The following is a 12,651-nucleotide window of genomic DNA, read 5'->3' as shown; positions in this document are numbered from 1 at the left end:
ATGCCTTTCCTCCGGTCGAATGTTTTGAGCTGCCTCAGCCTTGTAAACATCCGAAATCCGAAACGAAAGACGTCACCAGACGATGCCGCCGCGCGCCGATGTTCAGGCCCAGATATCGCCTGGGGTGAACCCTTCCGTGAAGGGATCGTCATTGTCGAGAACGAGGGTATTCAGACCGGAGATCCAGCTCGTGCCGGTCAGCGTCGGGACAACGGCGGATTTGTCGCCGATCCTGGCCTCTTCGACCAGCCTGCCTGTATAGATATTGCCCAGAATGCCCTGGTGCCGGAAATCCTGGTTGAGCGGCAATTCGCCCTTCGCATGCAGAACCGCCATCTTCGCGCAGGTGCCGGTGCCGCAGGGGCAGCGATCGAGCGCTCCCGTCCAGGTAGCGGGATCGTCCCAGGACAGACCACCCGTCGCCATCGTCACCGTATTTTTCCAGTCGGCGTTCGGATCGTCCGTCGGTCCCGACAGCTGTGAGATCGTAATGCCGACGCCGGGGTAATGCGGATGGGCAACCGGCAACTGTTCGATGGCCGCCTGGCGGATCATCGCGGAAACGCGCGCGATCTCCCGCCCATGTGTGGGGATCAGCTCAAGGCCTTTGAACTGCCTGACATCGGCGATGACATAGAACATGCCGCCCCAGCCGACATCGACGGTGACCTTTCCGAGATGCGGCACATCGATGACTGCATCGAGATGGGCGGCAAATGCGGGGACGTTCTTGAAGGTCACGTTCTTGGCCCTGCCGTTGCTGCATTCCGCCGTGACGCGGATCAGGCCGGCGGGCGCCTCGAGCACCAGCTCGGTGACGGGCTCCTTCATCGGCAGCATGCCCATTTCCAAAAGCACCGTCACCACCGAGATGGTATTGCCGCCGGACATCATCGGATATTCGATTTGCTCGAGGATGATATAGCCGGCATCGGCTTCCGGGTGACAGGGCGGCACGATGATGTTGCAGCAATGGGCGGGATAGCCGCGCGGCTCGCGCAGCATCAGCTTGCGCAGCTGATCGTCGTTGCTCTCCAGCCATTTCATCTTCTCATAGACGGAATTGCCGGGAATATGCGGAATGCCGCCCGTGATCACGCGCATCGGCGTGCCTGCGTGCGTATCGACCGCGTGGATCGTTCTTTTGAATCCCATACTTGTTCTCCTCCATCGTTGCGAAATTGCCGTCTTCGTCAGACAGCGGCCTGCAACTGGGCCATCTCTTTGTAATATCGTATACGTTATCCTTTATCCGAAGCCGCGAACTTGTCAATCACCAACGTCATGCTTGTTGACACTAATGTACATTATTCCTTTCGGCGTCTCGCGACCGTTGCTAAGGAACTCCATGGGCCGGAACACCGACCGGCCGAGAACCGGGCCGCGCCGGATGTCTTCAAAGCATCGGCGGTCAAGGAAACACGAGAACGGAGATTTCAGATGTCTGATGAGGTCGTGCTCAATCTGGCGGAAGCCGAGGCCCTGGCAATACGGGCCTGCCTGGCAGCCGGCGCAACGGAAGCCACCGCCCGATCCCTCGTAGACGCTACCTTGTCCGCCGCACTCTACGGACCTGCGACACTCGGGTTTCCGCACATGGTGGATTACCTCAACAGCTTTCGCGAGGGCCGCATCAACGGCGGCGCTGAACCAAGCTGCACGCGTCCTTATCCCGCCTTCTTCGTCGCGGATGCCGATCGCGGCATCGCCCAGCTCGGTTTCGATCGCGTCTTCGACGAACTCGTCGCGGTCACGCGCAATTTCGGGGTCGCCGTGTTTACGCAGAAGAACAGCTATACCGCGGGAGAACTGGGCTACTATGTTCGCAGGCTTGCCGGCGAAGGAATCGTCGGCATCGCCGCGACCAACGCCAATGCCATGGTGGTCGCCAAAGCCGGCGGCCCAGCCGTTTACAGCACGAACCCGATGGCCTTAGGCTTTCCGCTGGGAGAAGGATCGCTACCTCTCATCATCGACCAGGCTTCCAGCGCCACCGCCTATGTCAATATCGTCGCCGCCGCAGCCGAGGGACGCGCCATCCCGGCCGGATGGGCCGTCGACGAAGCCGGTAACGACACCCAGGATGCGGCAAGAGCGCTTGGCGGAGCGCTGCTTCCTTTCGGCGGACGCAAGGGCGCCAATGTGGCGCTGATGGTGGAAATGCTGTCGGCCGGCCTCTCCGGCGGCCCGTGGTCATTGGACACGCCGTCGTTCAGAGAGGGAAGCGACAGCCCTGCCGTGGGATTGACCGTCGTGGCGATGATGCCGGGGTGCACCGACGATGGCCTTGTCGAGCGCGCGCGCCGCCAGGCCGACCGCCTTCAGCAACACGGCGTGTTCATGCCCGGCGTCAGCGGCATCGAATATCCAAGGCCGGCGACGGAAAGCCTGAAAGTGCCGCGCGCCGTCTTCGAGGCTGTCGTAAAGATCGCCGGCACCTGACTTTTCCCGCGATCGATGGGATGACGCTCAACGGGGCTTCTTTTCCGGAAGATGTTCGAGAAGCGATTGGCAGGCGCTCATGATGTGGGCGTAGAGCAGACCTGCCGCCTTTTCCTCATCGCGCGCTCGGCACGCTTCGAGGATCTGGCGATGTTCGCGATCCGCCGTCTGCTTGCCATGCGACAGGGTCAACTGTACCCGGAGATAGCGTTCCAGCCGGTCGTGGACGGAACGGATGGTGGTTACGAGAAATGGCCGTTGCGCATCCTCGTAAAGGCAGCTGTGGAATCGCCAGTTCAATTCCGACCACCGTGCGACATCGGTTTCCCCTGCGAAGGCGTCGCAATAGCCAAGCGCCTTTTCAAAGGTCTCTTCCGTCATATGAGGGATCGAGAGTTTGATGGCGTTCGATTCCAAGATCGCGCGCACCTCGAAGATCTGGACAATCTCAGGCTCCGAAACGCTCGTGACGATCGCGCCCTTGTTGCGGTGGAACTCCACCAGACCTTCCGCCTCCAGCCGCTTGAGCGCTTCCCGCACGGGGATCTTGCTGACGTTGAACAGCCTGGCGACATCGTCCTGACGGATCGGCTCGCCTTCATCCAGCGATCCATCCGCAATGGAATCGCGGATGAACTTCAGGATGACATCCGAGGCTGTGGGGGCCTTCCCGAGATTTGTCACCTGAGCGGTGTTGAAAGGCATTCCCCAAGCTCCTTGTTTCCGGGACGAAGATCCTGCTTGGGATATCGTAGACGATCTCATTCCTCAAGATTGATCAGCTTTTTCACGCCGCGGCTTGCGCTCCCGTAATCTCTGGATCCAGCCGCCGGTTTTGCGTTCACCGAGAAATTACCGTGCGAGCCGATGGGGCGGCCCTTTCGACCGTTATTTCTGCTGACCGAAAGCCCAGTCGTGACCTCGCGACCCGTCGTGCCGAACAGGCGGGAGATCTCGTCGAAAGTCTGCGTCACCAAAGGTGATGATGATAGGCCAGCTGGCGAACGTATTCATCCGCCAGACGTTTCGAGAATTCGGTCAAGTGCGAAGCATAGGCCGCTGCTTCGCCTGCCGGCATGATCAGGCGCTGGGACATGGGCGCGTCGAGAGGCGATCCGGGCGTCATCACGGCGACCTCGCAGTAGATCATTACCTTGCAGTCCATCGCATGGAGAAGGTCGGCATGCCGCGACAGCGGCCATTTCGTCATCGACGCGGCGTTCCGCCAATTCGCCGGAGTGCCACGCTGAAGCCAGCGCCACTGCATGCCGCACATCTTCGGGCAGGAAATCGAGAGAATTCATGCGAACCCCTGTGGCGCGTCAATGCGTTGCGGCAGACGCCCTTGTCTTGGAAATGGTTGGACGGGGAGCGCCGGAGATCGATCTCAGATGCTGTTGAAAGAAACACTTCAGCTCCCTGAAGGTGTCGAAGCCCAACGCATTGGCGACGCGGACCACCGTGGAAGGGGACACCACGCATTCGCCCGCCACGGAACTTATCGTTCCGAAGGCGACGATATCGGGCCGTGCCAGCATCTTGCGCGCCACGCGCTCCTGCTGCTCGGGAAGTCGCAACCCGGCTGCCGTAATCATGCCCTTCAGTTCGGCGACGCTGTTCGGCTTCTGCAATGTCCGCTCGGCGCTCATGGTGTCGGCTCCTTGTTGAGGCGGGATGCGCCGGCTCGGCGGCGCATCCCGGCTTTCATGACAAAAGCACGGGCCGATTCTTCGAAACGGACTCGATGCTGGCGAGCGCGATCATCAACGCGTTGCGCGCATCCATGCCTGTCGGAGCATCCTTGAATTCGCCATTGCGCACGGCGTCGACGAACGCGGCGAGCTGGGCGGTGTACCCCTGGACGAAGTGATCGGTGTCCCGTCGCCACGTATCGTTCGAGACACCGTCCTTGTCGAAGAGGGTCATACTCGACCGCCGGACGTCGCCCATGGTGACCATACCTCCGGATCCGAACACCTCGCCGCGAATGTCATAACCGTAAAGTGCCGAGAAGTTCGCCTCCGCGACGGCGACCGAGCCGTTGTCGAAGCGGATGTTGACCACTGCGGTGTCGATGAAGCCCTTCTCCTTTGCATCCGGGCGGAGGAGCGCGTCGGCCATCGCGAAAACCTCGACCGGCTTGGCGCTGGCATTGAGCCAAAGCAGGGTGTCGAAGTCGTGAATGAGCGTCTCGTAGAAAATGGTCCACTGTGGGATGCGGTCGGGATCTGCGCCGAAGGGGCCTGGATCGCGCGTCAGGGAGCGGATGAGCTGCGGGGCGCCGATCTTGCCGGCGTCGATGGCGGCGCGACCCTCGGCAAAGGCCTGGTCCCAGCGCCGGTTGAACCCGACCTGGAGCGGCACGCCGGCCGAATGGGCCGCGGCAATCGCCCGGTCCGCATCTTCAAGGGTCAGGGCCATCGGCTTCTCGCAGAAGATCGCCTTGCCGGCTTCGGCAGCCTGCACCAGCACATTTGTATGGAACCGCGCGGGGGTGGCGATAACCACCGCATCGAGCCCCGGATGGGCAAGGAGTTCTGATACCTCAGCATATGCGGCGTCCACACCGAGCGTCTCTGCGAGCTTCGCTGCGGTGCCCGGCGCCGGATCTGCGATGGCGACAAGTTCCGCGTCCACCAGCCGGCGGGCGATGGATTGGCCATGGAAGGAGCCGATGCGGCCGGCGCCGATAAGGCCGACGTTGACGGACTTGATCTTGGGCATGGTTCGGGTCCTGTAGGATTGAAACGTCAGAGGGTGAATGCTGAGCGGAAGGCTTCGAGCGCGGCGTCGGAATCGCCGGCAGCCCAGGCTTCCAAGCCGACGGGACCGGCGTAGCCCATCGTCGTCAGCGCTTTGGCGACCCCTTTCCAGTTGACCTCGCCCGTGCCGGGTTCGCAGCGTCCCGGCACGTCGGCGACCTGGATCTCGCCAATCCATGGCAAGCACCTGCGGCACAGCTCGATCAGGTTCCCTTCGCCGATCTGGGCGTGATAGAGATCAAGGTTCAGGCGAAGACGGGGATGGTCGATGCTGGAAACGAGCGCCATCGTGTCCTCCGCGCGCCCGAACGGCACACCTGGGTGGTCGACCGGCAGGTTCAAATTCTCGAGAGTGAAGACGACATTCTCATCCTCCGCCAAGTCGACGATCCTGCGCAACGTGTCGCGCGCCTTCATCCACATCGCCCCCGTGACGACCTCTATCGGCTGAACCGGAAGGCCGCGGTCGCCAAGACCGGTGCCGTGAAGGTTCAGCCGCTGAACGCCGAGGCGCTTGCCGATCTCAGCAGTTTGGCGCGCCGTCCTCAGAAGTTCATCCGCGCCCTCGTCGTCGGTGAGCCGGCCAGTGAGATAGCCGTTCATGATGGTGAAAGTGGCGCCGGTCGCCTCCAGCTTGCGAATGTCATGTTCCGGCCAGTTCCAGAGACCGACGCCGAAACCCAGTTCCTTGAGCCGTGAGGCACGCCATTCGATGGGCCGATCGCGCCAGAGCATTTCGGCGCAAGCCGCCAATGGAAAGGGGGATGAGATGGAGTTGCTCATTGCGGGTTCTTCCCTGATCATGGGTATGAGTGTCCGTGGTCCGGCACGCAGGTGCTGGACCGAATTCGCTTTTTTGACGAGAGCGTCAAATCGTTCCGCCAAGCTCCTCGGAGATCGACTGAAGTTCCTTTCCTCCTTCAACCGTCCCCTCCACAGGAACGGACAAAACGAATACTACCGGGTGCAAAACGCTTGCTACCGGGTGCAAAGCAGGTGCATCATATGCAGGAATAAGCTAAAAGCAAGCATTCATTTCACCGGAATCAGAAAATGGAATGTTTATTCCATTTTCTTCGGGAGGCGTAATGCGCAAGCGGGCAACGGCAAAACAGGTGGCGGAGGCCGCAGGAGTATCGAAGTGGACGGTCATCAGGGCCTTCACACCCGGCGCGTCCATCACCGAGGAGAGTAAGCGGAAGGTGCTGGAGATGGCAGCCGCGCTCAACTACACGCCGAACCTTTTGGCGCGCAGTCTCGCGACCAACTCGACGCGCCAGGTGGCGGTGTTCGTCGACGATTTTGCCAACCCGCAAAAACTCCCTTTCCTCGAAACCTTGACGGAGCAGCTACAGGCGGCGGGGCTGGTTGCGATGCTCATCAACATCAACAATCACTTCGACCATGTGAACGCGCTACTCCATGCCGACCAGCGTCAGGTCGACGCCATCATTCTCTTCGGTACCGCGTTCCGCGATGAGACGCTGACCGACCTGCAGCTCGGCCATGGAATGCCTCCCATGTTCGTTCTGGCTCGAGACAGCCAGATCGACGGCGTCCCAGCCGTCGTATGCGACGCCGAACTGGCGCTTCGGGACATCGTCCGTCACCTTTATGAACGAGGCTATCGGCGACCCGGTTTCATGAGTGGGGCCGCCGCTCTCTCGACGGCGCTGAGGCGACGTCAGCATTACCTCGAGTTCTGGGCCCAGCACCGCATCCAAAACATCTCACTTCTTTCCGCAGACAGGTACAGTGCGGACGCGGGTGCGGCGTCCGTCCGGGCATATCTCGCGAGCACGCCGGCGAAAAAGCGGGTGGATGTCCTGATGTGCGAAAACGACATTCTCGCACTGGGAGCAATGGACGAGATTCGCGGAAACTTCGGACTGAAGATTCCCGAGGACATCGCTATCGTCGGCTTCGATAATTACGAACTCGGCGGATCATACGGATACGGACTGACAACCTACGAACAACCCAGGGAAGAGATGGTGCGGGCTGTCGTCAGCATGATTAAGGGCGCCGTCGAACCGGAGACTGTGACGCTGCCGGGCCGGCTCGTCGTCCGAAGTTCGACATAGTCGTCCGGGCGCTATGATACGGCCTGCGCGCCGGTGATCTCCACCAAAGAGCCGCACATGAACGCGGCCTCGTCAGAGGCGAGGAACGCGACGAGGGCCGCGACCTCTTCCGGACGGCCGATGCGGCCGTAGGGAACGAGCCTGTCGAGTTCGGCGATCGTCCGGCCGGAGCGCTTGACGCCGGCTTCGAGCATCGGCGTACGAATTTCGCCGGGGCACACGGCGTTGACGCGCACCTTGTCCGGCGCATAGTCGCGGGCGAGGTTCTGGGTGAAGGCGGCAACGGCCGCCTTCGTGGTGTTGTACGCGATGTGGTTCGGCGCGGGGTAAAGCCCCCATTGCGAGGCCGTGTTGATGATCGCGCCGCCACCGGCGGCGATCATATGCGGCAGGGCCGCGCGGCAGAGATGGAACATCGAATCCAGATTGACCGCGAAACTCAGCTGCCAGTCTTCATCCGAGAGCGCCAGCAGATTGCCGCGCCGGTTGATGCCGGCATTGTTGACCAGCACATCCAGCCGCCCCTTGATCGCAAAGGCTTTTTCGATAAGTTCCACACATTCCGGCTTGCGGGAGATGTCGGCCGCAATGGCGGTCGCCGATCCGCCCGCCGCCTCGATGAGCGACGCGACTTCGCCTGCGGCCTGAGCGTTGGCATCGGTCACCACCACCAGCGCGCCTTCCTCGGCCAACCTCTTCGATATGGCGGAGCCGATGCCACCGCCGCCACCGGTCACGACCGCGACCTTGCCATGAAATCTCTTCATCCCGTTCTCCTATCTGATGTAGCTGCCGCCATTGACGTCGAATGTCGCGCCGTTGACCGATGCCTGCGACGGACGAAGCAGGAAGGCGACCAGCTCGGCGATCTCGCCCGGCTCGGCCATCGCGCCGATCGGAATATCGCCAACCGCCGCCTCCTTGCCGTGCCTTGCCACGAAATCCTCGGCCATATCGGTGCGCACCCATCCCGGCGCGACGGAGACGGCGACCACTCCGTCGCGACCGAAGCTCCTCGCGATCGACTGTGTGAGATTGGTGAGCGCCGCCTTCGTCGCCCCATAAGGCATGGCGTCGGCGGCGTACCCGCGCTGACCGGCGCGGCTGGCCATATTGACGATCCGCCCGCCGCCATGCTGCTTGAAATGCACGAGCGCCTCTTTGCAGAGATCGGCCGCGGCAAAGAAATTCACCTGAAACTCTTTCTGCCAGGCTGCCCGCCAATCGGCCGGATCGGCATCGATCGAAATCTCGTTGCGGACCCCGGCATTGTTGACGACGGCATGGATCCGTCCCGCCGCCGAAAGCGCATCGCCCCAAAGCGCGAAGGCGCCGTCCGGACGGGAGAGGTCGGCCTGAACGATCAGGCCGTTTCCGCCAAGCTTGCAGAGCAGGGCTTCCGCACGTTGCCTGTCGCGGCCGTAATGGATGACCGGTCGCGCGCCTTCGGCCGAAAGGCGCTCGACGATGGCTGCGCCGATTCCGCCGGATGCCCCGGTGACGAGGACAGTCTGGCCGGCCAGAGGTTGAAGGTAAGACATTGCGGGCTCCTATCCGAGCAGGCCGACCTGCGGCCCCCATGTATCAGAGAGCGCAAAGCCCGCGGCGAAGGGATCGTCGTCGGACATACGCAGCTGCTCGCGGCCATAGACATAGGCGCGGCCGGTTATTCTCGGCAACACGGCGCGGCGGCCGCCCACCTCGGCTTCGCCGATCGCCTCCGCCAGAAACTCGCCGCCGATGATCGACCGGGACGTTCTCAAGTCTCCGACCGAGACTTCGCCACGGGCATAGAGCGTCGCCAGATTGGCCGAGCTGCCGGTTCCGCAGGGCGAGCGGTCGACGCGGCCGGGCTGCAGCGTCGTGCAGGTCCTGACCGCCCCGTCAGCCTCGCGCCCGCGGAACATCACATAGGCGATCTCGTTGACGCCGGTTAAAACGGGATGGGCGACAGAGACCTGCCCGGCAAGGAGCGACTTGAGCTCGATGCCGGCCTCTGCCAGCAGCCGGGCATTGGCCGGAGCGATATCGAGGCCGAGCTGGTCGACATCAACAAGCGCGTAATAGACGCCGCCGAAGGCGACATCGACCTTGATGCGGCCCCATTTCGGCGTCTCCACCTCACTGTCGAGCGCCTCGGCAAAACTCGGCACATTGTCGAGGCTGACCGAAAGGCAGCGGCCGTCGCGGCAGGTGGCGCGCGCGACGATCAGGCCGGCGGGCGTGTCCAGCCGCACCACCGTCTCCGGCTCCGACATCGGCACCCGGCCGCTTTCGAGCAGTGCGGTGACGACGCAAATGCAGTTGCTGCCGGACATCGGGTGGGCGCGGTCGGCCTGCAACACGATGAAGCCGGCATCGGCGTCGGCGCGGGTCGGCTCGACCAGCAGGTTCACCGACATGGCAACGTTGGCGCGCGGCTCGAAGGTGACAAAGCGGCGCAGGCTGTCGTCCACCGTGTTGATGTGGTTCATCTTGTCGAGCATGGTCGCGCCCGGTATTTCGGGCGCGCCTGCGACGATAACCTTGCCGATCTCGCCCTGGCAGTGGACCTGCAGCAGGTCGAGGCTGCGGTTCCAGTTCATTCGGCCGCCTCCGGCTTGATGTACCAGCCCCAGGGATCCTCGCCGACGAAGCGGGTGATCTGCTTGGTCTCGAGATAGTTGTCGAGGCCCCAGCGGCCAAGTTCGCGGCCGATGCCGGATTCCTTGTAGCCGCCCCAGGGCGCCTCGGTGAAGGTCGGCTGCGAGCAATTGATCCAGACGATGCCGGCGCGGAAGGCGGCGGCAACGCGCTCGGCCCTGATGTCGTCCTTCGACATGACAGCGGCGGCGAGGCCGAAACGGGAATCATTGGCGAGCTCGATCGCCTCTTCCTCGGTCCTGAACGGCCGGATGCAGACGACAGGCCCGAAGATCTCCTCCACCCAGGCGGCGCTGTCGAGCGGAACATCGGTCAGAACGGTCGGCTGGAGATAATAGCCCTTGTCGAATCCTTCCGGGCGGGCTCCACCGCAGGCGACCGTCGCACCGGCCTGCCGCGCCGCTTCGATCGCGGCAACAACCTGCTCGTGCTGGCGCTTGGAAACCAGCGGCCCAAGGAGAACGCCCTCGTCGAGACCGTTGCCGATCTTGATCTTCTTCGTCTCCTCGATCAGTCGTGCGAGCAGCCGCTCGTAGATGGTGTCCTGCACGAGGACCCGCGACGTTGCCGAGCAGACCTGACCCTGGTTCCAGAAAATGCCGAACATGATCCATTCGACAGCCTTGTCGATATCGGCGTCCTCGAAGACGACGAAGGGCGACTTGCCGCCGAGTTCGAGGCTGACCCGCTTGATGTCGCGGGCGGCCGCCGCCATGATCTTCGAGCCGACCGGCCCCGAGCCGGTAAAGGCGAGCTTGTCGACCTGCTTGTGATCGATGATCGCCTGGCCGGCGACCGACCCGGCGCCGGTCAAGATATTGAGCACGCCGGGCGGCAGCCCAGCTTCGTCGGCAACCACCGCCAGTTCAAGCGCCGTCAGCGATGTCAGCTCGGCGGGCTTCAGCACCACCGTGCAGCCGGCGGCCAGTGCCGGGGCGACTTTCCATGCCGCCATCAGCAGCGGATAGTTCCAGGGGATAATCGCGCCGGCGACACCGAGCGGCTCGCGTACCGCCTTGGAGGTAAAGCGCTGATCGGGAAGCGCGATCGTCTCCTCGGGATTGTTGTCGAGCTGTTCGGCGAGACCCGCGTAGAAATCGAAGCAGCCGGCGGCGTCGGCGACGTCCCAATCGGCCTCGGGGAACGGCTTGCCGTTGTCGAGGACCTCGAGGCGGGCGATCTCGGCCTGGCGGGCGCGGATGCCATCTGCGATGGCCCGGAGATATCGGGCGCGCTGGGCGCCCGTCAACTTCGGCCAGCCGTCCTTGTCGAAGGCCCGGCGCGCTGCCTTGACGGCAAGGTCGACATCCTCGGCCGTTGCGGCGCCGATCGTCTGGATCACCTCTTCCGTTGCCGGGTTCGTCACCGTGCAGACGCCGCCCTTGACCGGCTTCACCCACTGTCCATCAATGTAGAGTTCGCTTCGCATGTTCACTCCCTTTTGCCTTGCGTCGGCGCCGCGCTCAGAAGCGGTCGACGCGATAGGGTTTCATGTCCACGGGCGGTTCAACGCCCGTAACGAGATCGGCCATCAACCGGCCGGTCGTGGCGGCATAGGTCAGGCCGAGATGCCCATGGCCGGTCGCGTACCAAACGTTGCGGTGCTTGGCGGACAGTCCCATGACCGGCACGGTATCGGGCAGTGCCGGGCGATGCCCCATCCACTCCGTCACCCCTTCGGCCTTCAGCTCCGGCAATGCTTCCTGTGCCCGCTTCACCAGGATCTTTGCGCGCCGGTAATCCGGCGGGGCGTCGAGGCCGGCCATTTCGACCGTGCCGCCGACGCGGATGCCGCCCGCCGTCGGCGTCACCATGAAGGCGCGCGCCGGCCAGATGATCGAATGGCGCATCGAAATGCCGGGCTCCATGATCTGCGTGTGGTAGCCGCGCTCGGTTTCGAGCGGGATATGTTCACGCAGCAGCGCGGAAAGTCGGGCGGTGAAGGCACCGGCCGCGAGCACCACCTTCTCCGCCGCAAGGGTGCGCCCGTCCGCCAGACGCAGAGCCGAGACGCCGGCCTCGCTTTGCTCGAAGCCTGCGACGTCGGCCTCGACGATCCGGCCGCCGAGCGCCTGGAATTTTTCGATGAGGGCGGCGACGAGTTTGTACGGATCGGTGATCGACCGATTGTCGGGAAAGAGTACCGCCTTGCCAATCCTAGCGGTCAAGGCCGGCTCGAGATCCCGGATGGCGTTGCCGCCGAGGATTTCGTGCCGGAAGCCGAAACGCTCCAGAATATCGATATGTTCGCGATCCGCCCTGAATTCGGCGTCGTCAGTATAGAGGCTGAGGCAGCCCTCGGCCGTCAGCATATGCGCAAGACCGGTCTCCTTGAGCAGCACGTCAAGGTCTTCATAGACGCGGCCGCAGAGCACGGCGCCGGCCGCTTCCAGCTCCCTCAATTTTGAGGGGCGGCTGGCGGCGAGGAACCTCAGGAACCACGGCACCAGTTTCGGCAGATAGGCGGGCCGGATGCGCACCGGCCCCTCCGGGTCGAGCAGCCATTTCGGCATCTGCGCCCAGATGCCGGGACGCGAAGCCGGCATGAATTCGGTGACGGCGATGCTCGCCATATTGCCGTAGGAGGCGCCCATGCCGGGGGCAGCCCTGTCGATCAGGGTGACGTCGTTTCCCCGGCGCTGGAGTTCATAGGCGATGGTGGCGCCGATAATGCCGGCGCCGACGATCACGATGGATGACACGGCGAACCTCGTAAATTC

The 12,651-nt window shown here is 63.1% G+C and carries 13 protein-coding genes; 2 read left to right on the top strand and 11 right to left on the bottom strand.

Going from position 1 to position 12,651, the window contains the following annotated elements; translation table 11 throughout:
• Positions 1-102: 102 nt before the first annotated feature.
• Positions 103-1,155 (bottom strand): proline racemase family protein, encoded by a 1,053-nt coding sequence (locus MF410_RS31690; protein WP_239620873.1) that lies wholly within the window; start codon positions 1,153-1,155, stop codon positions 103-105.
• Positions 1,156-1,440: 285 nt separating this feature from the next.
• On the opposite strand from MF410_RS31690, the gene MF410_RS31685 reads away from it, so the two are divergent.
• The gene (locus tag MF410_RS31685; RefSeq protein WP_131710644.1) at positions 1,441-2,442 is read left to right on the top strand and encodes an Ldh family oxidoreductase; all 1,002 of its coding nucleotides are present in this window, start codon (positions 1,441-1,443) and stop codon (positions 2,440-2,442) included.
• Positions 2,443-2,469: 27 nt separating this feature from the next.
• Here the strand turns inward: MF410_RS31685 and MF410_RS31680 are convergent, their stop codons facing one another.
• The 5 genes from MF410_RS31680 to MF410_RS31660 all read right to left on the bottom strand — a co-directional run bounded on the left by MF410_RS31680 (position 2,470) and on the right by MF410_RS31660 (position 5,987).
• Positions 2,470-3,147 (bottom strand): GntR family transcriptional regulator, encoded by a 678-nt coding sequence (locus tag MF410_RS31680; protein ID WP_183781505.1) that lies wholly within the window; start codon positions 3,145-3,147, stop codon positions 2,470-2,472.
• Positions 3,148-3,412: 265 nt separating this feature from the next.
• Entirely contained in the window at positions 3,413-3,652 is a 240-nt protein-coding gene (locus MF410_RS31675; protein ID WP_239620872.1) for a hypothetical protein, read from the bottom strand.
• Between the two features lie 112 nt (positions 3,653-3,764).
• Positions 3,765-4,091: a MurR/RpiR family transcriptional regulator gene (locus MF410_RS31670; RefSeq protein ID WP_097624339.1), complete on the bottom strand. Its 327-nt coding sequence runs from the start codon at positions 4,089-4,091 to the stop codon at positions 3,765-3,767.
• A gap of 55 nt (positions 4,092-4,146) precedes the next feature.
• Entirely contained in the window at positions 4,147-5,166 is a 1,020-nt protein-coding gene (locus tag MF410_RS31665; protein WP_131710642.1) for a Gfo/Idh/MocA family oxidoreductase, read from the bottom strand.
• 26 nt (positions 5,167-5,192) lie between these two features.
• Positions 5,193-5,987 carry a TIM barrel protein gene (locus MF410_RS31660; protein WP_131710641.1) on the bottom strand — a complete coding sequence of 265 codons (795 nt, stop codon included), beginning with the start codon at positions 5,985-5,987 and terminating at the stop codon, positions 5,193-5,195.
• 305 nt (positions 5,988-6,292) lie between these two features.
• On the opposite strand from MF410_RS31660, the gene MF410_RS31655 reads away from it, so the two are divergent.
• On the top strand, positions 6,293-7,288 hold the full coding sequence (locus MF410_RS31655) for a LacI family DNA-binding transcriptional regulator (RefSeq protein WP_239620871.1): 996 nt from the start codon (positions 6,293-6,295) through the stop codon (positions 7,286-7,288).
• Positions 7,289-7,299: 11 nt separating this feature from the next.
• Here MF410_RS31655 and MF410_RS31650 read toward each other — a convergent pair whose 3' ends face one another.
• Genes MF410_RS31650 through MF410_RS31630 form a run of 5 tightly spaced genes read right to left on the bottom strand, consistent with a single transcriptional unit; the run spans position 7,300 to position 12,633 of the window.
• Positions 7,300-8,055 (bottom strand): SDR family NAD(P)-dependent oxidoreductase, encoded by a 756-nt coding sequence (locus MF410_RS31650; RefSeq protein ID WP_131710640.1) that lies wholly within the window; start codon positions 8,053-8,055, stop codon positions 7,300-7,302.
• 9 nt (positions 8,056-8,064) lie between these two features.
• Positions 8,065-8,829 carry an SDR family oxidoreductase gene (locus MF410_RS31645; protein ID WP_239620869.1) on the bottom strand — a complete coding sequence of 255 codons (765 nt, stop codon included), beginning with the start codon at positions 8,827-8,829 and terminating at the stop codon, positions 8,065-8,067.
• 9 nt (positions 8,830-8,838) lie between these two features.
• Positions 8,839-9,873: a proline racemase family protein gene (locus MF410_RS31640; protein WP_183781510.1), complete on the bottom strand. Its 1,035-nt coding sequence runs from the start codon at positions 9,871-9,873 to the stop codon at positions 8,839-8,841.
• Entirely contained in the window at positions 9,870-11,360 is a 1,491-nt protein-coding gene (locus MF410_RS31635) for an aldehyde dehydrogenase family protein (protein WP_222135106.1), read from the bottom strand. Before MF410_RS31635 ends, MF410_RS31640 begins: the two co-directional genes overlap by 4 nt.
• Before the next feature lie 34 nt (positions 11,361-11,394).
• On the bottom strand, positions 11,395-12,633 hold the full coding sequence (locus tag MF410_RS31630) for an FAD-binding oxidoreductase (RefSeq protein WP_222135107.1): 1,239 nt from the start codon (positions 12,631-12,633) through the stop codon (positions 11,395-11,397).
• Positions 12,634-12,651 lie beyond the last annotated feature (18 nt).

It is taken from the genome of Rhizobium sp. C104 (assembly GCF_022354505.1).
Taxonomy (GTDB): domain Bacteria; phylum Pseudomonadota; class Alphaproteobacteria; order Rhizobiales; family Rhizobiaceae; genus Rhizobium; species Rhizobium redzepovicii.
This window is presented reverse-complemented; position numbering and strand designations above follow the sequence as displayed.

Bases quoted from the DNA above. Each gene is read 5' to 3' on its own strand.
- MF410_RS31650 (WP_131710640.1), bottom strand. From the start codon at position 8,055: ATGAAGAGATTTCATGGCAAGGTCGCGGTCGTGACCGGTGGCGGCGGT.
- MF410_RS31675 (WP_239620872.1), bottom strand. From the start codon at position 3,652: ATGACGAAATGGCCGCTGTCGCGGCATGCCGACCTTCTCCATGCGATG.
- MF410_RS31685 (WP_131710644.1), top strand. From the start codon at position 1,441: ATGTCTGATGAGGTCGTGCTCAATCTGGCGGAAGCCGAGGCCCTGGCA.
- MF410_RS31665 (WP_131710642.1), bottom strand. From the start codon at position 5,166: ATGCCCAAGATCAAGTCCGTCAACGTCGGCCTTATCGGCGCCGGCCGC.
- MF410_RS31655 (WP_239620871.1), top strand. From the start codon at position 6,293: ATGCGCAAGCGGGCAACGGCAAAACAGGTGGCGGAGGCCGCAGGAGTA.
- MF410_RS31640 (WP_183781510.1), bottom strand. From the start codon at position 9,873: ATGAACTGGAACCGCAGCCTCGACCTGCTGCAGGTCCACTGCCAGGGC.
- MF410_RS31635 (WP_222135106.1), bottom strand. From the start codon at position 11,360: ATGCGAAGCGAACTCTACATTGATGGACAGTGGGTGAAGCCGGTCAAG.
- MF410_RS31690 (WP_239620873.1), bottom strand. From the start codon at position 1,155: ATGGGATTCAAAAGAACGATCCACGCGGTCGATACGCACGCAGGCACG.
- MF410_RS31670 (WP_097624339.1), bottom strand. From the start codon at position 4,091: ATGAGCGCCGAGCGGACATTGCAGAAGCCGAACAGCGTCGCCGAACTG.
- MF410_RS31645 (WP_239620869.1), bottom strand. From the start codon at position 8,829: ATGTCTTACCTTCAACCTCTGGCCGGCCAGACTGTCCTCGTCACCGGG.
- MF410_RS31660 (WP_131710641.1), bottom strand. From the start codon at position 5,987: ATGAGCAACTCCATCTCATCCCCCTTTCCATTGGCGGCTTGCGCCGAA.
- MF410_RS31680 (WP_183781505.1), bottom strand. From the start codon at position 3,147: ATGCCTTTCAACACCGCTCAGGTGACAAATCTCGGGAAGGCCCCCACA.